Origin of the sequence: Steroidobacter denitrificans (assembly GCF_001579945.1) — a bacterium.
GTDB classification, from domain to species: domain Bacteria; phylum Pseudomonadota; class Gammaproteobacteria; order Steroidobacterales; family Steroidobacteraceae; genus Steroidobacter; species Steroidobacter denitrificans.
The window spans coordinates 2,786,194-2,806,299 of record NZ_CP011971.1 but is presented as its reverse complement, the minus strand read 5'-3'; the positions used below and the strand labels follow the sequence as shown (position 1 = coordinate 2,806,299).

The following is a 20,106-nucleotide window of genomic DNA, read 5'->3' as shown; positions in this document are numbered from 1 at the left end:
CCGATAATGGCGGATAAACCCGGCCTGACGGCGATCCTGAGTGAATTGGACACGCTGATTCGTCCCGAGGAGGAGCGGCGGGTATTGGATTTTGCCCGTCAGGTCGAGGATGCCGGCTGGTACGGGATCCACATCATCGATCACATCGTGATGGGTCCCAACTCGGCGCGCAACGGTCTGCCGGAAAATCCACGGGCGTTCCGCTGGGTGGGCAATCAGCATCCAGACCAGCACATGCCGAGCCAGATCGTGATGCTGTCCGCGATTGCGGCGGTGACCTCGCGCATCCGCTTGATGGCGACGGCAACTTTGGCGCCTCTGCGCCCGCCGTTGCTCAATGCCAAGCAGTGGGCCACGTTGGATTTGATCTCCGGCGGCCGGGTGACATTGACGCCGATAGGCGGCTGGCAGGAGGAAGAATACGAGGCCATGGGCGTGCCTTTCGACGAGCGAGGCGATCGCCTGGACGAGCAGCTCGAGATCATGCATCTGGCCTGGCGCGAGACGCCGATCAGCTATTACGGTCGACACTATCGGTTCGAGAACGTTTTCGTGAATCCCAAACCGGTGCAGCCCGGCGGGCCGGAGATCATCATTGGTGGTGATCGCCTCACTGCGCGAGTGATCGCGCGCATCGTCAAATTCGGCAAGGGCTACACCTTGACGAGTGTGCCGGAGCCCGAGGATCTTGCGCGTCTGGCGCAGGCCATGGCGCAGGCCGGACGCAGCATGGCCGATCTTCGGACCAGCGGCCTCATCTTTCCCGTGTTTTCCGATGCCCGGCGACCGGCGGACCTGGCGCGCAGCATCGAGGTCAGTATGCCGGCTCTCGTGGCGACGGGGGTCGATGTTGTCACCGTTAAACCATCCCAGTTCATCGACGATCCGCAGCAGATGCCTCGCTTCCTGAAGGAATGCGAGCGTCTTGTGGCGGCCTTTTATTAAGGCATAAAGATAGAGAGGGGGAATTTTTATATGAATCACATTACAAGGATATACGGCTTTAGAAACGATAGGAGTCGTCGGCTCCAGGCCTGTCTTGCGATCGGTACCGCTCACTGGCTCTTGTTCGCCAGCCCCGTCTCGGCACAGGAACAAAGGTCTGCGGCCGTCACCGGCACGGGAGTGCTCAGTGAGATCATCGTGACGGCGCAGCGCCGCGCGGAGCGTCTCCAAGAGGTGCCGATTGCGATCACGGCGATATCCTCCGAAGTACTCGACAACCACGGCACCGTCGATCTGGCAGGCATTTCGCAGTTGGCGCCCAGCCTGAGCGTCATCGCCTATCCAAACTCCTCGGATACCATCTCCCTCAATATGCGTGGTCAGGGTACCGCTGATGCGGGCCAGATTACCAAGGACGGGGGCGTCGGGCTCTACATCGATGGTTTCTATATCGCGCGTCCCCAGGCAGCACTGTTCGACATCGGCGATCCCGAGCGAGTGGAGGTTCTGCGCGGTCCGCAGGGCACGCTTTACGGACGCAACACCACGGGCGGCGCGATCAACATCATCACTAAGAAACCGACCGGCGAGTGGGGCGGAAGCACCGCGGTCAGTTTCGGCAGCCGCGATAGTGTGCGCGCGCTCGCCGATGTCGATTTGCCGCGATTCGGCGATTTTGCGATCAAGGCTACGGTTCTTTATTCCGACCGCGATGGCTGGGTCAAGAACCGCGGTGCCGCACACGATTACCACGAATTCGGTCAGCTTGCCGGCCGTGTAGCCGTGCGCTGGACGCCTGCGGATTCCTTCACGGTCGATTATGCCTGGGATCGTGGCAAGGTGACCTCGACCCAACCCTATTATCTGAATCCAGATCTCGAAGGTGTGATTCCGGGCTACTTCGCGAGCAAGAATCGTACCTATGCGCCGCTCGACCTGGACGAGAGCGAAGCCATCTTCGTCGATCATCAACTGACGGCAGAATGGGATATTTTGGACTCGCTGACATTCAAGTCGCTCTCTTCGTACCGTGACTTCGACGGCTTTCAATCGGTCAATTTCGATGTTGCACTGTCGAATCCATTCTTCCCGACCACGGTTGCACAGTCTCACAACTATCGAACCCATCAGTTCACCCAGGAATTTCAACTGATCGGAGAAATCGGTGAACGCATCGAGTACACGGGCGGCTTGTACTATTTTCGCGAGAAGGGCCGGCATCGGCAATTACAGGATATCGGCCTATTGCTTCTTGATACCTCTGTGGACGGAGATCGTCTGGTTGCCGCGAAGTCGACCTCGAAAGCGGTCTATTTGCAGGCGACTTGGACGCCGCCTGTGCTCGAGGATCGACTGAAGGTGACCGTGGGTGGGCGTTATACGCGCGATGAGCGTGACGCTACACGGGATCTTCGGATGAACGGCTACCCGGTCGATGTCGGCGTCGCCAACGACCAGAAATTTTCGAACTCCAGTCCGGCGGTCACCCTCGCGATGCAGTGGACGCCGCAGACGATGACCTATGTAAAGATGTCGAAGGGCTACAAGGCCGGCGGCTCGGCTGAGGGCGGTCCGGATTTCACGGCGACCTATGGGCCGGAGAAGGTCACCAGCTATGAACTCGGGCTGAAGTCACAGCTGTTCGATCGTATGCTGACCCTCAATATGGCGGCATTTCGCAACGAATTCGACGATCTCCAGCTGGATTTTGTCGCCGATCCGAGCGATGTCTCGGTCGTTGCGACCAGCAATGCGGGTAAGGCAACGGTCTCAGGATTCGAGCTCGAGGCCGTTTTACAGCCAGTAGCCGATCTTAGCTTCATCGCCTCGTATACCTATCTCGACCCCAAGCTGAAATCCATCCATGCCCCGGCTGGAACCAATTTCGATCCGGCCCTCAATCCTGGTTCCCCGGTGCAGGTCGGAGACGACGTGACCGCGTATTTCGTACTGCCCTTCCTGCCCGAGCAGGCGTTTTCGCTGTCGGCGGACTGGCAATTCCTGCAACTCGGCGCAAAGGCATTCAGTGCGCATGCCTCATACAAGTATCAGGAATCGTTCTTCACGATGGCGGGCGCCGGACCGATCGTGCCCGGTCGTAATTTCTTTCGTAACGACAGTACGCGGCTCCTGGATGCACGGCTCACCCTGACGAGTCCGCTGGCCAGCGGCAAAATGATGGAGTTGTCGCTGTACGGAAAGAATCTGACCGACGATCGCCACAAGGATTTCGTCATCAGCGTGGGTACGGCTATTGACGGATATTTCTCGCAGGCGGCGCCCTATTCGGAGCCGCGCACGATCGGTATCGAAGGCCGATTCAAATTTTGATGCCGGCAAGCCGGCGGCACTCAGAGGAGGGGCGGTCATGTCGCGAGCGGGACAGGGGGCTTCGAGTACAAGGAAGACGAGAGTCATTCAGTTCGGTACGGGGTTCGTCGGGCACTTCGCGCTGCGAGCAATCATCGAGCATCCGGAACTCGAACTGGCTGGCGTCTGGGTGCACGATCCAAGCAAGGTCGGACGCGATGCGGGCGAACTGGCCGGTCTCGACATCGGAACCGGTATCCGCGCCACCGACAGTATCGACGATCTGCTCGGACTGCAGGTGGATTGTCTGTCCTCGGCAGCAGGCGGCGACGGTCGAGAACAATGGATGGCTGAGGTTCACTGCCGTTTTCTGGAAGCGGGCACCAACGTGGTCAGCAGTTCGATCGTCGGAATGGTCGACCCGCTGGCCCACCCTGACAAAGGCTTGGTGAAGCAGCTGGATGAGGCGGCGATCCGCGGCGGGGCATCCTATTTTACCTCCGGGATCGAGCCGGGGTTCATGAGCGATACTTTGCCGCTCACGATCACGGGGATCAGCCAATATTGGCGCTCTATTCGAGTTCAGGAAATTCTCGACTATTCGACCTATCTGCCGAATGAGACCGAGAAAATCATGGGGGATGTACTTGGCTTCGGCCGGCCGATGAGCTATCAACCGATCCTATTCGCACCCGGCCGCCTGACATATGTATGGGGAGGGCCGGTGAGCCTGGTTGCTCGCGGTCTCGGGGTCGTGCTCGATCGGATCGAGGAACGCGTGTGGCGTCATCCGGCCGAGCGGACCTACGAGGTCAAAGGCCTGGGCAGGATCGAAAAAGGTACCGCCGACGCCTTCCGATTCCAGCTGTGCGGCCTCGTCGAAGGACGCGAGGCGATCGTCCTGGAGCACATCACCCGGCTTCGTCCCGATACGGCACCGCAGTGGCCGCAGGGGGAGTATGGTCCGGGCTATTATGTGGATGTCGACGGCGATCCCCGTATGAGATGCCACATGATCTGCGTGGGGCCGGACGACGACCATCATTCCGGCGGAATCCTCGCGACCGGCACGCGTCTGGTCAATGCCATTCCTGCTGTGTGCGCCGCAAAACCCGGCGTGATCTCGGCACTGGACCTGCCGTTGCTCAGCGGACGCGGATTGTATCGGCCGCAATGACTCCGTCCGCTATGAGTGCGCATTCGACGACGTTGCTGGATGGCAAGGTGGCGGTCATCGTCGGCGCCGGCACAGGGCTGAGCCGTGCGAGCGCCCTGCTGATGGCGGAGGCGGGCGCCGATATCGTGCTGGCGGCTCGCCGTGCGGAGGTGCTGCAGACAGTGGCTCGTGATGTCGAAACGCGCGGGCGCCGGGTATTGTGCGTACCGACGGATGTTTCGCAGCCGGAGGAGTGCAGGCGCCTGGCTGACCGCAGCAACGAGGCATTCGGGCGCATCGATATTCTTGTCGTTACGTCCTTCTACATGGGAGAGCCGGCTCCCATCGTTGCCGCCGATTTCGCCGATTGGCGCAAGGTCATGGATGTCAATCTCTTCGGCGCGTTGGCAGTGGTGCGTACGCTCGTGCCGCATCTGCGCGAAAGCGGCAACGGCAGGATCATACTGGTGAATAGTACCCAGGCCTGGAATCCGGAACCCTGCATGGCGGCCTATGCGGCATCGAAGGCGGCGCTGGCGAGCGTGACGCGCTCGCTGGCTGTCGAGCTTGCGCCTATGGGCATCCGGGTCAACGCCATGCATCCCGGCCTGATCATGGCCGACGACGTGAAGGCCTATGTCGCCGGAATGGGCGACGCGCGGGGTCTTTCCTACGAGGAAATGTACAAGGTCATGACTGCCGGGGAGTACCGTCTGGGCTACATACCCGGACCGGAGGAGATTGCGGGGACGGTGCTGTATCTTGCATCGGATCTCAGCAGGCCCGTCACGGGCCAGAGTATCGGCGTCAATTGCGGCGCATGGTTCCACTGATCGGCGGCAAGAACTGATCGACGGCAAGGGGTTCGCGCCAGCCGATCAGCATCTCGATGGGTTTGACCGCCGGCGGTTCAGGGTTCGGCATATGCATTCCGCCGTTCGAGGCAGTCCGCCCCAGGTATCCCAGGAGCCGTCACGACGGGCTATGAACCGAAGCTCCGGTTCTGTTCTCAGACGAGTTATCATTAACGGTTCATCCCGTTGTAATGATTGAATCATGAATGGTTTTCCCCATGGGCAGTCGGTTCCGGATGCCAATGACCCCGGCTTGCTTGCGGATCGGGCGGCCGCTCCGGTCCGGAAACGCCGCCACCCGCGGCCGGCTGCCGCCATACAGATCGATGTCGTCCGTGCCAGGCGCGCCGTGCTGGCCGCAGCGGCACGCCTGTTGGTATTGTCGTGCCTCATCAGCGCGCCGATCCTGCTACTGTGGCTGGATGTCCAGTGGCTGGGCAACGCGGTCGGCGAATTCTCGGTCACCGAGTTCACCCAGCTGACCTTGGTCGCCGTTACGATGCTGCTTTTTTTTCATCTTGCCTGGCGCAGCCGGGAGGATCGTCGGTTTGCAGTACTGGCGGCCGGCTTTTTTGCCTGCATGCTGATCCGCGAGATCGATGCCGTGCTGGATCTGTTGCTGGATGGCCTGTGGCAAGGCTTGGTGACGTTGGTATCGGTCACCAGCTTGACCTACAGCCTGTTCGACTGGCGGGCAACGCTGCGCGGCATGGCGCGCCTTGCCGTTTCACGTGCCGGCGTGATGATGATCGTCGGGCTGGCGATATTGCTGGCGTACTCACGCTTGCTGGGTATGGGGTGGCTATGGCAGGGGTTGCTGGAAGCTGGATATCTGCGGCTGTTCAAGAATGCCATCGAAGAGAGCACCGAACTGCTGGGCTATATCATCATTCTGACCGCCAGTTTGAGTCATGTGACCGGCCGTTTGCGTTACCTTGGCCGCCGCGGACGTGTCCAGCGTCAGGATGCCGGTCTTTCCGCGTAGGTTCGATGAGGCATCAAAGTGCAACCGTTAGCCGCTCCCGGGCATAATCATGCGAATGCTACCGATAGTTCGCCGCGCCGGCGCCTGACTCGATGGTGGCTATGGTTGACTGGAAGCGCCATCGTCGCGGCGCTCCTGATCACCCAGCGTTATTTTGCGGTCCACGACTTCGACTTCTCGCCAGGCGCCCTGCTGTTCCGTGCCGCCATGCTGCTCGGCCACTTCACCGCCCTCACGACCCTGCTGATGCTGCCGGTGCTGCTGTTCCTTCTTTTGATACCAAGGCCGCGCGTGGTTATTCCTTTGGGTGTAGCCGTCCTGACCTCGATCGTGCTCGTGCTGCTGATCGATACGCAGGTCTATCAGCTGTACCGATTCCACATCAACGCCGGCGTATTGAATCTACTGTTCGGTGGAGCGGCACGAGAGACCTTCGTTTTCCCGACAGAGATGTACTTGATCGCCATCCTGATCATGCTCGTGGTGCTCGCGGCCGCGGCCGGCTGCGGCGCGCTTGCCTGGCGGCATGTGTCGATGCGGCCGGTGCAAAGGAATCTCGGGCGTGCGGTCGGTGCCACCGTGCTGGTATCGATGCTCGGGTTTCATGTGGCGCATATGTGGGCGGATGTGAAATCTTATCGCCCCTGGCTCGAGCAGACGGAGGTACTGCCGCTGCGTTATGTGGCGACCGCGAAGAGAGCATTGCGGGCGATTGGCGTCGCAAGTTCGGCGCCATCGCACGAGCAATTCATCGGGAAAACGCGTGGGAGCAATTTGTCGTATCCCCTGCAACCGCTCCAATGCGCCGCGCCGCGGCATACACCCAATATCGTGATCCTGATGATCGATTCCTGGCGCTTCGATGCGATGGATGCCGCAGTGACGCCGAACACTCATGCCTTCGCGCAGCGTGCCGTGCAGTTCACGAGCCATTACAGCGGCGGAAACGCGACCAGGATCGGTGTCTTTTCGTTCTTTTATTCGGTTCCCGGTACCTATTGGCATTCGGCGCTGATCGAACGCCGAAGCCCGGTGCTCATCGACGAACTGCTCGAGCGACACTACGATATCCAGGTTTTTCAAAGTGCGCCCTTGCATAGTCCGGAGTTCGATCGAACCGTTTTCACCCGCCTGTCCAACCCTCGGATGACCTCCGATGGCGCAAATCCGGCCGAGTGGGACCGCGATCTCACGGATGACTTTTTACGCTACCTGGATGCGCGCTCCGCAGACGAGCCGTTTTTCGCCTTCCTGTTTTACGACTCGTCTCATAGTTTCGTGGTGCCGCCGGATCATCCGCAGCCCTTCCAGCCAAGCGCTCCGACGATCAACTATCTCAAGCTTGACAACCAGACGGATGCGGTTCCGCTGCTGAACCTCTATCGTAATTCCGTGCATTATGTCGACAGTCTGATCGGCGAGGTGCTGGATGCCATGAAGGGCCGCGGCCTGCTCGATGACACTATCGTGATCATCACGGGTGATCACGGCCAGGAATTCAACGATAACGGCCGCAACTTCTGGGGACACAACAGCAATTTCAGCAAATATCAGACCAGCGTACCATTCGTCTTCTATGCACCGAACCGGGAGCCCGCCGTCCTCGGACATCAGACCACGCATTTCGATGTGGCGCCCACACTGCTGGGCGAATATCTGGGCTGCAACGAGTCCCGCGAGACGTATAGCGTAGGCCGTTCGCTCTTCGATACGGCAAGCCGGGAGCCGATCGTTTTCAGTGACTATTCGGATTTCGCCATCGCCTCGCAAGGCCGTATTGCGCTTGTCCGCCAGCATGGAATGTCTCTTTACGACGCCGACTACAAGCCGGTCGAGGCGCTCTTCGATGGGCATGCAATACGCGCAGCTCTGGAGCAAAGAGCGCGGTTCTACAAGGCATCGCGCGCCGCGCGACAATGAAGATATGCGCGCATCGTGAGCGCATGCGAGTCCTCGTCCGGCCGAATCGGTGCATTTCCCCGGCGGCCGGGTGATTTCATGAGCAGGTCAGTGGAAATCACTGCCGTATAAGCGCTTTTTCTTCGGAACCACTGTTTATTGCGCCATAGACTGCTGGCATGGAGAGAGAGTAAGGGCATGCATGTCATCGTGCTCGGCGCGGGCGTCATCGGTACGACCAGTGCCTGGTATCTTGCGCGTCGCGGGGCGCGAGTGACGGTGATCGACCGGCAGGCGGAACCGGCGCTCGAGGCGAGTTATGCGAATGCCGGCCAGGTGTCGCCGGGTTATTCGACACCTTGGGCGGCGCCCGGCATCCCGTTCAAGGCGCTTAAATGGCTGTTCCAGCGTCATGCCCCGCTCGTCATCCGCCCGGACCGCTCACTACAGCAACTGCAGTGGCTGCTTGCCATGCTGGCCAATTGCTCGGCGGATCGTTATGCGGTGAACAAGGGGCGAATGTTGCGGCTGGCGGAGTACAGCCGCGACTGCCTGCGGGAACTGCGCGCCGAGATCGATATCCGGTATGAACAGCGTACCGGCGGTACCTTGCAGTTGTTTCGTACCCAGGCGCAGTTCGAGGCGGCGCGCCGTGATATTCGGATACTCGACGAGTATGCCGTCCCCTACGAGTTGCTCGATGGGCAACGGCTGGCAACCGTCGAGCCGGCGCTGGCGCGCGTGCAATCCAGGTTGGCAGGCGGACTGCGTCTGCCGAACGATGAAACCGGCGATTGCCATATGTTCACGCAGGCACTGGCGGCAAGGGCCGCGGCGCTCGGCGTGATATTTCGGTTCGGCCGAGCCGTCGACGCCCTGAGTGTCTGCGGCAATCGGGTGAGCGGCATCCGCATCGGCGATGAGCTGTTGACCGCGGATGCCTATGTCATGGCGCTGGGCAGTTATTCACGGGCGCTGCTGGTGCCGCTGGGCCTGGATATACCCGTGTATCCCGTGAAGGGATATTCGCTGACCGTGCCGATCGTGAAGGAGACCGCCGCGCCGGTCTCGACCGTGCTGGACGAAACCTACAAGGTCGCGGTCACGCGCTTCCGGAATCGCATCCGCATCGGCGGCATCGCCGAACTCGCCGGCTTCGATTTGCGACTGGATCGCCGCCGGCGAGCCACCCTCGAGAAGGTCGTGAGCGATCTGTTCCCGGAGGCTGGAGAACTGTCTCGAGCCGAGTTCTGGGCGGGTTTGCGGCCCATGACGCCCGACGGTACGCCGATCGTCGGCGCCAGTCCGTATCGGAATCTTTTCATCAATACCGGCCATGGGACGCTGGGCTGGACCATGGCCTGCGGATCGGGCCGGCTGATTGCCGACCTCATGACCGGGCGCCGGCCGGAGATTCGCACGGAAGGACTGGGTGTGGCCCGGTACGGTGGTTCGATGGGCCGGCGTCCAGCCTTGATCGATACCCCTTGCCGCGCGTATCGTTCGCCGTGCGTGGCGTGATCGCCTTCAGAGTCGATATTATTTTTCATGACCCAGACGTCCCCGTCCCTGATCTATCGGCGCGATGGCCATATCGCGAGGATTCATTTCAACCGTCCGGAAGCGCTGAACGCGATCGATGCCGCCATGGCGCGCGATTTCAAGGCCGCATGCACGGCGATCAGCACCGATCCCGAGGTGCGCGTGGTGGTGTTGAGCGGCGAAGGCCGTGCCTTCATTGCCGGTGGAGACATCAAGGAATTCCAGGCCGACGCCGCGGGCGTCGCCGCAACGCTGATCGATCCGCTGCATGAAGGCGTATTGCTGCTGTCCGGCCTGCGGGCGCCGGTCATCGCCAGCCTGCGCGGGCCGGTGGCCGGGGCGGGCTTCAGCCTGGCCATGATTTGTGATCTGGCGATTGCCGCCGATGACACGCGCTTCAATCTGGCGTATTGCAATCTCGCCACGACCAGCGACTTAGGCGCGTCATGGACATTGCCGCGGGTGGTGGGGTTGCGCAAGGCGACGGAGATCGCCCTGTTAAGCGGCACGATCGATGCCGCAGAAGCACTGCGCCTCGGACTCGTGAATCGCGTCGTCGCCAAGGAGGAACTGGAAGAACAGACCGAGGCGCTGGCGACACGCTTGGCAAGGCAGGCGCCGATTGCGATGGGTAAGATGAAAAAATTGCTGCGAGAGTCGTTTGCCAATGATCTCGCAACGCAATTGGCCGCTGAGCGACAATCCTTTGCCGAATGCGCGCGCACGGCCGACTTCGCCGAAGCGGTCGATGCCTTTCTCGGCAAGAGAGCAGCCAACTATACGGGGCGATAACCGGATCGAACGGCGCCTATCTTGATGAAAAGACTGGTCTGGGCATTGGTCGCCCTCATCGGTGCATTTGCCGTGGGCGGCCTGGCACTGCATCGGGGCGAGTCGATCAACGCGATATGGATCGTGGTGGCGGCGGCCTGCGTCTACGCCATCGGTTATCGTCTGTATGGTGCCTGGATCGCGACGAAGGTTCTGGTGCTGGACCCGGCGCGCGTCACCCCGGCGGTGCGCCTGAACAATGGCCGTGACTTCGTACCGACGAATCGCTGGGTGGTATTCGGTCACCACTTCGCCGCGATCGCCGGTCCGGGACCGCTGGTCGGCCCGACACTGGCGGCGCAGTTCGGCTATCTGCCCGGTACGCTGTGGATCCTGGTGGGCGCGGTACTGGGCGGCTGCGTTCAGGACATGACCGTGCTGTTCCTTTCCATGCGCCGCAATGGACGCAGCCTCGGGCAGATGGCGCGCGATGAGCTCGGGCCCGTCGGCGGCTATGCCGCCATATTCGGCACGCTGATGATCATGGTCATCCTGATCGCGGTGCTCGGTCTGGTGGTCGTCAACGCGATGAAGCACAGTCCCTGGGGCACTTCCACGGTGTTCGCGACCATTCCGATCGCGATCCTGGTGGGCCTGTACATGCGCAGCATCCGTCCGGGCCGGGTGCTGGAGGCCTCGTTCATCGGCGTCGCGCTGTTGTTGCTGGCCGTGGTCGGCGGCGGCGCCGTGGACGCTCATGAGGGGCTGCGACATTGGTTCGATCTCGACAGCATCACATTGGCATGGTTCGTCATCGGCTACGGCTTCATCGCCGCGGTGCTGCCGGTGTGGCTGCTGCTGGCGCCGCGTGACTATCTGTCGACCTTCCTGAAACTGGGTACGGTGATTCTGCTGGCGATTGCTGTCGTGGCGATGCGCCCTGAAATCAGGATGCCCGCGATCACGCAATTCGTCGATGGTACGGGACCGATCTTCGGCGGAAGTTTGTTTCCGTTCGTGTTCATCACGATCGCCTGCGGCGCGGTCTCCGGCTTTCATTCGCTCGTGGCCAGCGGCACGACACCGAAGCTCATCAGCAGCGAAAGCGATATACACATGATCGGCTATGGCAGCATGATACTGGAGTCGGGCGTGGCCATCATGGCCATGATCGCGGCGACCTTGCTGGAGCCGGGCGTGTTTTTCGCGATCAATAGTTCTCCGGGCATCCTCGGCGCCACCGAGGCCGCGGCGGTGGAAACGATCTCGAGCTGGGGATTTCCGGTCAGCGTGGAACAGATGCGGGATCTCGCGGCGCAAATGGGCGAGTCCACGCTGTTCGCCCGTACGGGCGGGGCGCCGTCGCTGGCCGTCGGCATGGCCAGTATTCTTTCCTCCGCGTTCGGCCAGGGCCTGATGGCCTTGTGGTATCACTTCGCCATCATGTTCGAGGCGGTCTTCATTTTGACGACCCTGGATGCCGGTACGCGCGTCGGGCGTTTCATGTTGCAGGATACGCTGGCGCACCTCTGGCCCAGGCTGGGAGAAACTTCATGGTATCCCTCGGTGTTGATTTCCAGCGGTCTGATGGTCGCGGGATGGGGATACTTTCTGTATATCGGCGTCATCGATCCCAACGGCGGTATCAATATCCTGTGGCCGCTGTTCGGTATCTCCAATCAGCTCCTGGCGGGGATTGCGCTGTGCATCTGCACCGGCATTCTGGTGAAGCAGGGCAAGCTGCGTTACGCATGGATTACGGGTGTGCCGCTGGCCTGGCTGACACTGGTCACCAGCGTGGCGAGCTGGCAAAAGATCGTGTCGGAGGATGTGCGCATCGGCTTTCTGGCGGCCGCCGATCATACAGCAGCGCAGCTGGCCGCCGGGACGCTGTCTGCGGAGCAGGCTGCCGTGGCGCCGCAGTTGATTTTCAATCAGCGCCTCGACGCCGCTCTGACCATCCTACTGACCATGATCCTGTGGGTGGTCATCGCCGATACCGCGCGTGTTTGCGTGCGCGTGGTGAGGGGGTTGCCGGTGTTGCCCAGTTCCGAGACGCCGGCCGCAGCGGCGCTGCAGGCATGAGTGGATGGCCGGCGCGATCGCGAGGTTGGATCATCGCGAGGCGGGGTATGAAAAAGTGCATGGCATGAAAAAAATCATTGGCCGGCTGTGGGAGTTCGTCCGCGAACTCTCCGGCGACGATGCCTATGAGCGTTATCTTGCTTATCACGGCACGGCGCATCCACATGCACCGGCGATGACCCGGCGTGCGTTCTATCTGAGCGAACAGCGCCGGAAATGGAGCGGCGTTCAGCGTTGTTGTTGAAGTCGGTGACGACGGCGATACGGCATTCGGCGGATGCCCGAGTATCATTGCGGCTGTCCGCCGGCGCCCCGAGGCTGCTCTCATGATGCATTTCCGTGCGTGCTATCCGTCCTTCCGGCCGTGCTGGTTCATCGTCGTTTTGCTCGCCCTGGCCGGTGCAACGGGCTGCGAGCGGTCTCAGAACCCTGCCACGCAGGTCACGCCGGCGCCTGCGTCCGCCGTCAATGTCGAGTGGGGCCGCTTCGTCGATGATTTCATCGACGCCTATTTCATCGCCAATCCCAGCTTCGCAGCCGCCCAGGGGCGCCATGAGTTCGATGGCCAGATGCCCGACTGGAGCGCGGCGGGCATCGGGCGCGAGATTGCCCGCCTGGAGCAGGCGAGGACTCGCGCGGCGCAGTTTCAGGCCTCGACCCTGTCTCCCGAGGAGGATTTTCAGCGCGACTATATCGTGAGCGTGATCGATCGGGATCTGTTCTGGCTGCGTGAGGCCCGGCAGCCGTTCAATAATCCCGCGTGGTATTTCGACAATGGACTGGATCCAAGCACTTACGTGGACGTGCCCTATGCTCCGCCGAGCCAGCGGCTGCGTGCATTCATCAAGTATGCCCGGCAGATTCCCGCCTTGACGGCGCAGATTCGGGAGAATCTTCAGGCGCCGCTGCCGCGCAGCTATGTCGAGTACGGCAGCAAAAGCTTCGCAGGTTTCGCCCGGTTCTATCGCAACGACGTGCCGCGGGCATTTGCCGAGGTGCAGGATGCATCGCTGCAGCAGGAATTGTCCGAGGTCATCGAGCCGGCAGCTGCTGCGATGGTTGATCTGGCCAAGTGGCTGGACGGCCGGGACGATGCCTTGGAGGGCGGATACGCGCTGGGTGTCGAACGGTTTGGCGCCATGCTGCGCATGACCGAAGGGGTGACGACCCCCCTGACGAGGATCGAGGCAATCGGACGCGCGGACCTGGAGCGTAACCTGACCGCCTTGGAGGATGTCTGCCGGCGTTACGCACCGAATGCGACGCTCGAAGCTTGCGTCGCGAGTACGAATGCCGCCAAGCCGACCGGTAGCGTGGTCGCGGAAGCCGCTCGGCAACTGGTACGGCTGCGCCAGTTCGTGATCGAGAATTCGGTGGTCACGGTGCCCGGTATGGAGGAAGCCGTGGTACGCGAAGCGCCGGCTTATCGGCGCCAGAATTTTGCCTACATCAATATCCCGGGGCCCTACGAAAAAGATCTGCCATCGGTCTATTACATCGCCCCGCCGGATCCGAGCTGGCCGCCGAGGGAGCAGCAGGCCTATATTCCGGGCAAGGCGGATCTGTTGTTCACCTCGATACACGAAGTCTGGCCGGGGCATTTCCTGCAATTCCTGCATTCGAACCGCTCTCCCTGGCGCTTCGGGCAACTGTTCATCGGCTATGGGTTCGCGGAGGGCTGGGCCCACTACGCCGAGGAGCTCATGATCGAGAAGGGGCTGGCCCGGGAGGCCCCCGAACTGCATATCGGCCAGTTGCTCAATGCCTTGCTGCGCAATGTCCGATACATGTGCGCGATCGGCCTGCATACCCAGGGCATGACGATGCAGCAGTGCGAGCAGATGTTCAGGGAACAGGCCTTCCAGGATGAAGGTAACGCGCGTCAGCAGGCTGCACGCGGCACCTATGATCCCGCCTATCTCAACTATACGATGGGCAAGCTCATGATCCGCAAGCTGCGCACCGACTGGAGCCGTTCGCGTGGCGGCGAACAGGCATGGAAGCAGTTCAATGACGAATTCCTGTCCTACGGCGGTCCGCCGATTCCGCTGCTGCGTGCTCGGATGCTGCCGGGGGAGAAAGGTGAATTATTCTGAATCCGGGCGATGGTTGTCGGCAGCTCCTACGATGGCGCGGCTATGAGCTCAGCGGCGTGAACTCGAGGGGGACGAGCTCAGGGACGTGAGCTCAGGCCCATTGGCTGCGGCGGGGGCGCGACTTGAGCCAGGCACCCAGCAGCAGGCCGATCAGAACCAGAGCCCCACCGGCCAGCAGCCAGCGCAGCAGGGTGTTGCGCTCCAGTTGCTCGACCTGTGCATTCAGTGCCATGACCTTGGCGCGCAGCGATTCATTGGACGATTTAAGTTGCTTGTTTTCCTCGAAATGCGCGATGGCCGCAGCGGAAACACTGCGAACCTCGGCAAGCTCACTCTGCAGCCGATCGACTTGCTTGTCGAGATCCGCGGTACGGCTCGCCATTTCGTTGCGGGCGCCGCTGGCGTCCTTGTAGCTGTCGCGTACGGATTTCAGCTGCGCTTCCAGGGATTCGATGCGGCGATTCGCCGCCGCCAGGCGGTCCCGGGCGATGGGCTGGGCAGTCAGATACTGGGTCGGGACCCAGCCCTCGGTACCATTGGGTGTGCGCACCTGGGTGAATCCGGCAGCCGAGTCTTCGCCCAGCACCTCGAGTTCCATGCCGCTGGGCAGGCCGGCATGCAGGATCCGGTGGCCCGTGGACGGGCCGCGCCGCAGCGGCACCGCCAATTCGTCGGAAATGTAGCGTTTGGCAGCCGACGCGGGCAATGAACCCAGCAAGAGAGCACAGCACAGAATCGATATTGCCGGCAGCGACATTCGCATCAGCAGGAGTTCCTTGGGTAGTATGAAGTTAGGCATATCGGGACAAAAGCCGCTGGGACTATAACCAAAGTTTGCCGCCTCGCCCCGTTCTTCGCAAAATGGCGACAGTGTTGCCTGGGCCGCTGCCGTCATGCCGGCCGGGTGTAGCTCGATCGGCAGCACCTGCCGCGACTTTGGAGCGTCTGCGCGAGGACGCCGCGCCAGCTTTGTACCGGGCCGCTGTTTTCCACCTTGATCTGCCGGCTATGCAAGTCGGCCCCCAATCGTGTAGAAATGCGGCCCCGATCCCGAGGTGGAGTTGATTTCGGCTCGAGACGGGTTTGGCGAGATGACCTCAGTGAGTTTCCCGGTGAGTTCCCCATGAAAGCAGTGCGCGGCAAGACCTTCATCGGCCAGCGGGTGGTGCTGGACGGCAAGTCGTTCATTCAGTGCCATTTCAAGGATGCCAACCTCGTCATCGAGGGCAACGGCTTGTTCGAAATGCAGGATTGCAAGATCGAGGAGGATTGTCGGCTGGCCGTGGAAGGTCCCGGGCAGGTATTGCTGCATGTCCTCAAGATGATGCTTTACTCGGGCGGGTGGATGTCGAGGGTCGCCGACAATGTGCTGCATACCGTGCGCCAGCCGCCCAAATCAATGGTTCGAGCGGCGGCCGCGAATCCGGCGCCGCCGGCCCAGACGGCTACACCGGCCCAGCCGGTTGCATCGGCCCAGGCGGCTGCATCGGTTCAGGCGGCAGCGTCCGCCGATACGGTTGCGCCGGTCTCGCCGCTCCAGGCGGCTCAGTCCGAGTCGCAGCCTGCCGGTCAGGAGGCAGGCTGAAGCCCTGCTGTACGAACCGCACGAAACCCGGTGCGATCCCGGGCTACCATTATCCGCTTGCCGTATAGTCGAGGATTGCATGTCCGAGCTCACCCGTCTGTGTGCCGATGAACTGCGCGCCACCCTGGCCGAAGTCCGCAGCCGTTACGAGACATTTGCCCAACGCGGCCTGAAGCTGAATCTGACGCGGGGCAAGCCGTCGGCCGAGCAGCTGGATCTGAGCAATGAGCTGCTGTGCCTGCCAGGCGCGGGAGACTACTCGGTGGGCGCGCTCGATTGCCGCAATTACGGCGACTTGCAGGGACTGGCCGACTTGCGCACCTTGCTGGCGCCGGTATTCGGCGTGTCCCCCGAGTGCGTCGTTCTGGGCGACAATTCCAGTCTCGCGCTGATGCACGATGCGATCGTCTACTCGTTGCTGAAGGGCACCTGCGACAGCGAGCGGCCCTGGTCGAAGGAACCGGGCATCGCCTTTTTGTGCGCCGTTCCCGGCTACGACCGGCATTTTTCCATCTGTCAGGAACTGGGGATCGAGATGATCAGCGTGCCGCTGCACGAAGATGGCCCCGACATGGACGTGGTCGAGCAGCGGGTGGCCGAGGATGCGCGCATCAAAGGCATGTGGTGCGTGCCGAAGTACAGCAATCCTTCCGGCGCCGTGTATTCGAACTCGACCGTGGATCGCCTGGCGAAAATGAAGACTGCGGCGCCGGACTTCCGGCTGTTCTGGGACAATGCCTATGCCGTGCATCATCTGGGCGCCGAGGCCGTCGAGATTGCGAATATCGGCGAGGCCTGTGCGCGCCATGGTCATCCGAACCGGGCGTTCATCTTCGGCTCCACGTCCAAGGTGACCTTTGCCGGTGCCGGCGTGGCATTGTTCGCGAGCTCGCCGGCCAACGTCCGGTGGTATCTGGCGCGCATGGAAAAACGCACGATCGGCGGCGACAAGCTGAATCAGCTGCGCCATCTGCGCCTGCTGCACAACGTCGGCGGCATCGCCGCGCTCATGGACCGTCATCGAGCCATCCTGGCGCCTAAATTCGCCAAGGTGCAGGCGGTGTTCGCCGAGCTGCTCGGAGGCACGGGTGTGGCGAAATGGACGCAGCCCAAGGGAGGATATTTCATTTCCTTGGATGTCCTGCCGGGGACCGCTCGGGAAGTCGTGAAGCTGGCGAAACAGGCCGGCGTGGAATTGACCCCGGCGGGCGCGACTCATCCTTATGGCCAGGATCCCGAGGATCGTACCATCCGCATCGCACCGAGCTTCCCGGACCTGGCCGAAGTCGGCCCGGCCGCGGAGGGCGTGGCGATCTGCGTGCTGCTGGCGGCGCTGGAAAAGCTGGCTGGATAGCAGCGCCACGGACGCCGTACTCGATACATTGTTTTTACCGATTCGGCACGGCCGGCTGGCATGGCCCTCCGGCGGTACGTGCCTGGACGCGGCGGACGGGAATGCTCCCGCGGTCCTGTTTTTGCGCGCGCGGGCCGGCGGCGTTTTATCAGGCTGCCGTCTGCCCGGCCTGGTGTGCGAGCAAACATTCAAACCCGAGGTGGATGAATTGATGCACACGGGGCATCCGGTGATTCTGCCCGGGGAGGATCCGCCGGTGCCCGGCGGATATGCGCTGGTCCTGGTCTTGCCGCCGCGTCAGCGCGATGAGGCGCGTACGTTGCTGGCGCGCGCAGTCATGGCGGCCGCGCCCGGTGGGCGGGTCCTGGCCTGCGCGAGCAACAATGAAGGGGCAAGATCGGTGCAGGCGGATCTGGAACGTCTGGCCGGTCCCGTCGAGGTCATGGTCAAGAACAAATGCCGCGTGTTCTGGAGCGGGCCGCTGCAGGGCGCCGCCGATCCGATGCTGGCGCAGGCTTGGGTACGGCTCGATGCTCCCAGACGGATCGCCGGCGGGCGTTATGTCAGTCGGCCGGGTCTTTTCGCCTGGGACCGGATCGACCCGGCCTCCGCGCTGCTGGGCTCGTTGCTGCCCTTGGATTTGGCTGGCCATGCCGCGGATCTGGGGGCGGGTCATGGCTATCTGTCGGTACAATTGCTGGAGCGCTGTCCGGGTATCGAGGCCCTGGATGTCATCGACGCGGAACGGCGTGCCTTGGATCTGGCGCGCGTGAACCTGGCGCCGTTCCAGGCGCGTATCGCCATCGATTTTCTTTGGCATGACGTAATGGCCGGTCTGGCGCGCCGTTATGACGTCATCGTCACCAATCCGCCTTTTCACGCACAGCGCGGCGCCGATCGTCCGGACATCGGCCGGCGGTTCCTGGCCGCGGCTGCACAGGCATTGGCCGGCGGCGGCCGTTTGTGGCTGGTGGCCAATCGACACCTGCCCTATGAGGCCGAACTGGCGCGCGGCTTCGCCGCAGTGCACACGATCGCGCAGGCCGGCGGCTTCAAGGTCATCGAGGCGGTGAAAGCCCGGCGGCAGGCGTCCCGGGCGGCCGTATCTCGATAGATCGGGCTGAACGGATTTTTCGATGTCTCGATATCCATGGATCCTGTGATCAAGGCGCTCAGGCTGATCGCCAACCTAGGCTACGGCAGCCGCAAGCAAGTGGCGCTCATGTTCCGCGAAGGGCGAGTCACGGACGCCTCGGGCGAGATCCTGTATGCGGATGACCGGGTCGAACATGGCAACGTTCGCCTGGACGGCGAGCCGCTGGATCCACCGGCCGGCATGCTGCTGATGCTGCATAAACCGACACAATACACCTGTTCGACGCGTGACCCGGGTGCCGTCGTCTACGACCTGCTGCCGCCACGATTCAGGCGGCGTTCCCCGCAACTTGCCAGCATCGGCCGCTTGGATCGCGACACCAGCGGCTTGCTGCTGATGACCGACGACGGGCGGCTGCTGCACCGGATTACACATCCACGCGCCTACCTGCCCAAGGTCTATGAAGTCACCTTGGCGCGCGATTTGCGGGGCGATGAGGCGGGGGTGTTCGCCAGCGGCCGCCTGATGCTCGCCTCCGAGCGCCAGCCGCTGGCGCCGGCGTTGCTGCAGGTCCTCGACGCGCGCCGGGCGCGCCTGACCTTGACCGAGGGCCGCTATCATCAGGCGCGCCGCATGTTCGCAGCGCTGGGTAACCATGTGGAAAGTCTGCATCGATGCCGCATCGGTGCGCTGGAACTCGGCACTCTGGCGCCGGGTCAATGGCGGCTGCTCGCCGCTGCGGATCTCGACCGGCTGTTTACGCCGCGGGGGTCTGCCGATTGACCGGCAACGGTGCAATCCCCATAGTGCCTTCCGGGTCCGCACGGGACTCTTGGCGTTCGGGATCGATTCATGAGCATGTCGTTGCGAGAGCAGTTGTTGCAGGCCGGTCTGGGCAGCCGCAAACAGGCGAAGCAGGCGGAACAGCAGCAGTATCAGCGAAACAAGCAGGATAAGAACCGGGCTGCCGCAGCGGAGCGCCACAAGGAGCAGCAGCGCCGTGCCGCACAGGCGCAAGCCGCGAAAGCCGCGCGCGATCAGGAACTGAATCGCAAGCGCCAGGAACAGGCGGAAAGGAAAGAGCGCTGGGCCCAGATCAAGCAGTTGATCGAGCAGCATCGGGTGACCCGTCCGCAGACCGACGATTATTTCAATTTCATCGATCGGCAGAAGGTGCGGCGCATGAGCGTCGATGCGGCGCTGCGCGAAAAATTGATCGCCGGTTCACTGGTCATCGTGCGCTGCGAAGGACGGTACGATGTGGTTCCGGCCGAAATTGCCGAACGGATACGCGAACGTGAGCCGCGTGCGGTCGTCGCCCTGACGGACGAGCGTCCGGTCGCCGAGGCGGACGATCCTTACAAGGACTTCGTCGTGCCGGATGACCTGATGTGGTGAGCGCGCCGGGCCGGCCGCCGAATTCCTGAC

General features: G+C 62.2%; 17 protein-coding genes. 16 read left to right on the top strand and 1 reads right to left on the bottom strand.

The window, feature by feature from the left end:
- Positions 1 to 6: 6 nt before the first annotated feature.
- The 11 genes from ACG33_RS12610 (at position 7) to ACG33_RS12560 (ending at position 14,643) form a co-directional block, all read left to right on the top strand.
- Complete coding sequence (locus ACG33_RS12610; protein ID WP_066921692.1) at positions 7 to 945, top strand: TIGR03619 family F420-dependent LLM class oxidoreductase; 939 nt, start codon at positions 7 to 9, stop codon at positions 943 to 945.
- Between the two features lie 30 nt (positions 946 to 975).
- Positions 976 to 3,276 (top strand): TonB-dependent receptor, encoded by a 2,301-nt coding sequence (locus ACG33_RS12605; protein ID WP_083536896.1) that lies wholly within the window; start codon positions 976 to 978, stop codon positions 3,274 to 3,276.
- 37 nt (positions 3,277 to 3,313) lie between these two features.
- Positions 3,314 to 4,432 carry an NAD(P)H-dependent amine dehydrogenase family protein gene (locus ACG33_RS16375; protein WP_066921687.1) on the top strand — a complete coding sequence of 373 codons (1,119 nt, stop codon included), beginning with the start codon at positions 3,314 to 3,316 and terminating at the stop codon, positions 4,430 to 4,432.
- Between the two features lie 11 nt (positions 4,433 to 4,443).
- Positions 4,444 to 5,244 (top strand): SDR family oxidoreductase, encoded by an 801-nt coding sequence (locus tag ACG33_RS16370; protein ID WP_066921685.1) that lies wholly within the window; start codon positions 4,444 to 4,446, stop codon positions 5,242 to 5,244.
- 223 nt (positions 5,245 to 5,467) lie between these two features.
- Positions 5,468 to 6,250 carry a hypothetical protein gene (locus tag ACG33_RS12590; protein ID WP_066921683.1) on the top strand — a complete coding sequence of 261 codons (783 nt, stop codon included), beginning with the start codon at positions 5,468 to 5,470 and terminating at the stop codon, positions 6,248 to 6,250.
- 105 nt (positions 6,251 to 6,355) lie between these two features.
- Complete coding sequence (locus ACG33_RS12585) at positions 6,356 to 8,170, top strand: DUF3413 domain-containing protein (RefSeq protein ID WP_066921681.1); 1,815 nt, start codon at positions 6,356 to 6,358, stop codon at positions 8,168 to 8,170.
- A 177-nt stretch (positions 8,171 to 8,347) separates the two neighbouring features.
- The gene (locus ACG33_RS12580; protein WP_066921679.1) at positions 8,348 to 9,670 is read left to right on the top strand and encodes a D-amino acid dehydrogenase; all 1,323 of its coding nucleotides are present in this window, start codon (positions 8,348 to 8,350) and stop codon (positions 9,668 to 9,670) included.
- Positions 9,671 to 9,697: 27 nt separating this feature from the next.
- Positions 9,698 to 10,483, top strand: coding sequence for an enoyl-CoA hydratase/isomerase family protein (locus ACG33_RS12575; RefSeq protein WP_066921677.1), 786 nt, complete (start codon positions 9,698 to 9,700; stop codon positions 10,481 to 10,483).
- Between the two features lie 24 nt (positions 10,484 to 10,507).
- Positions 10,508 to 12,547: a carbon starvation CstA family protein gene (locus tag ACG33_RS12570; RefSeq protein WP_066921675.1), complete on the top strand. Its 2,040-nt coding sequence runs from the start codon at positions 10,508 to 10,510 to the stop codon at positions 12,545 to 12,547.
- Positions 12,548 to 12,551: 4 nt separating this feature from the next.
- Positions 12,552 to 12,791, top strand: coding sequence for a YbdD/YjiX family protein (locus ACG33_RS12565; RefSeq protein ID WP_210399064.1), 240 nt, complete (start codon positions 12,552 to 12,554; stop codon positions 12,789 to 12,791).
- Positions 12,792 to 12,873: 82 nt separating this feature from the next.
- Positions 12,874 to 14,643, top strand: a complete 1,770-nt coding sequence (locus ACG33_RS12560) for a DUF885 domain-containing protein (RefSeq protein ID WP_210399063.1) — start codon at positions 12,874 to 12,876, stop codon at positions 14,641 to 14,643.
- A 91-nt stretch (positions 14,644 to 14,734) separates the two neighbouring features.
- On the opposite strand, the gene ACG33_RS12555 is transcribed toward ACG33_RS12560, so the two are convergent.
- Positions 14,735 to 15,442 (bottom strand): TIGR04211 family SH3 domain-containing protein, encoded by a 708-nt coding sequence (locus ACG33_RS12555; RefSeq protein ID WP_168160093.1) that lies wholly within the window; start codon positions 15,440 to 15,442, stop codon positions 14,735 to 14,737.
- A gap of 324 nt (positions 15,443 to 15,766) precedes the next feature.
- Between ACG33_RS12555 and ACG33_RS12550 the strand changes: the two genes are divergently transcribed.
- The 5 genes from ACG33_RS12550 to ACG33_RS12530 all read left to right on the top strand — a co-directional run bounded on the left by ACG33_RS12550 (position 15,767) and on the right by ACG33_RS12530 (position 20,076).
- Complete coding sequence (locus ACG33_RS12550) at positions 15,767 to 16,228, top strand: hypothetical protein (protein ID WP_066921671.1); 462 nt, start codon at positions 15,767 to 15,769, stop codon at positions 16,226 to 16,228.
- Positions 16,229 to 16,307: 79 nt separating this feature from the next.
- Entirely contained in the window at positions 16,308 to 17,582 is a 1,275-nt protein-coding gene (locus ACG33_RS12545; RefSeq protein WP_066921669.1) for an aminotransferase class I/II-fold pyridoxal phosphate-dependent enzyme, read from the top strand.
- A gap of 172 nt (positions 17,583 to 17,754) precedes the next feature.
- A complete protein-coding gene (locus tag ACG33_RS12540; protein ID WP_210399062.1) occupies positions 17,755 to 18,696 on the top strand; it encodes a class I SAM-dependent methyltransferase in 942 nt (313 codons plus the stop codon).
- 48 nt (positions 18,697 to 18,744) lie between these two features.
- Positions 18,745 to 19,461 carry a pseudouridine synthase gene (locus ACG33_RS12535; protein WP_066923387.1) on the top strand — a complete coding sequence of 239 codons (717 nt, stop codon included), beginning with the start codon at positions 18,745 to 18,747 and terminating at the stop codon, positions 19,459 to 19,461.
- A gap of 69 nt (positions 19,462 to 19,530) precedes the next feature.
- The gene (locus ACG33_RS12530; RefSeq protein ID WP_066921667.1) at positions 19,531 to 20,076 is read left to right on the top strand and encodes a DUF2058 domain-containing protein; all 546 of its coding nucleotides are present in this window, start codon (positions 19,531 to 19,533) and stop codon (positions 20,074 to 20,076) included.
- The last annotated feature ends 30 nt before the right edge of the window (positions 20,077 to 20,106 follow it).

Bases quoted from the DNA above. Each gene is read 5' to 3' on its own strand.
- ACG33_RS12530 (WP_066921667.1), top strand. From the start codon at position 19,531: ATGAGCATGTCGTTGCGAGAGCAGTTGTTGCAGGCCGGTCTGGGCAGC.
- ACG33_RS12610 (WP_066921692.1), top strand. From the start codon at position 7: ATGGCGGATAAACCCGGCCTGACGGCGATCCTGAGTGAATTGGACACG.
- ACG33_RS12590 (WP_066921683.1), top strand. From the start codon at position 5,468: ATGAATGGTTTTCCCCATGGGCAGTCGGTTCCGGATGCCAATGACCCC.
- ACG33_RS12580 (WP_066921679.1), top strand. From the start codon at position 8,348: ATGCATGTCATCGTGCTCGGCGCGGGCGTCATCGGTACGACCAGTGCC.
- ACG33_RS16375 (WP_066921687.1), top strand. From the start codon at position 3,314: ATGTCGCGAGCGGGACAGGGGGCTTCGAGTACAAGGAAGACGAGAGTC.
- ACG33_RS12605 (WP_083536896.1), top strand. From the start codon at position 976: ATGAATCACATTACAAGGATATACGGCTTTAGAAACGATAGGAGTCGT.
- ACG33_RS12550 (WP_066921671.1), top strand. From the start codon at position 15,767: ATGAAAGCAGTGCGCGGCAAGACCTTCATCGGCCAGCGGGTGGTGCTG.
- ACG33_RS12545 (WP_066921669.1), top strand. From the start codon at position 16,308: ATGTCCGAGCTCACCCGTCTGTGTGCCGATGAACTGCGCGCCACCCTG.
- ACG33_RS12575 (WP_066921677.1), top strand. From the start codon at position 9,698: ATGACCCAGACGTCCCCGTCCCTGATCTATCGGCGCGATGGCCATATC.
- ACG33_RS16370 (WP_066921685.1), top strand. From the start codon at position 4,444: ATGAGTGCGCATTCGACGACGTTGCTGGATGGCAAGGTGGCGGTCATC.
- ACG33_RS12555 (WP_168160093.1), bottom strand. From the start codon at position 15,442: ATGCCTAACTTCATACTACCCAAGGAACTCCTGCTGATGCGAATGTCG.
- ACG33_RS12570 (WP_066921675.1), top strand. From the start codon at position 10,508: ATGAAAAGACTGGTCTGGGCATTGGTCGCCCTCATCGGTGCATTTGCC.
- ACG33_RS12560 (WP_210399063.1), top strand. From the start codon at position 12,874: ATGATGCATTTCCGTGCGTGCTATCCGTCCTTCCGGCCGTGCTGGTTC.
- ACG33_RS12565 (WP_210399064.1), top strand. From the start codon at position 12,552: ATGGCCGGCGCGATCGCGAGGTTGGATCATCGCGAGGCGGGGTATGAA.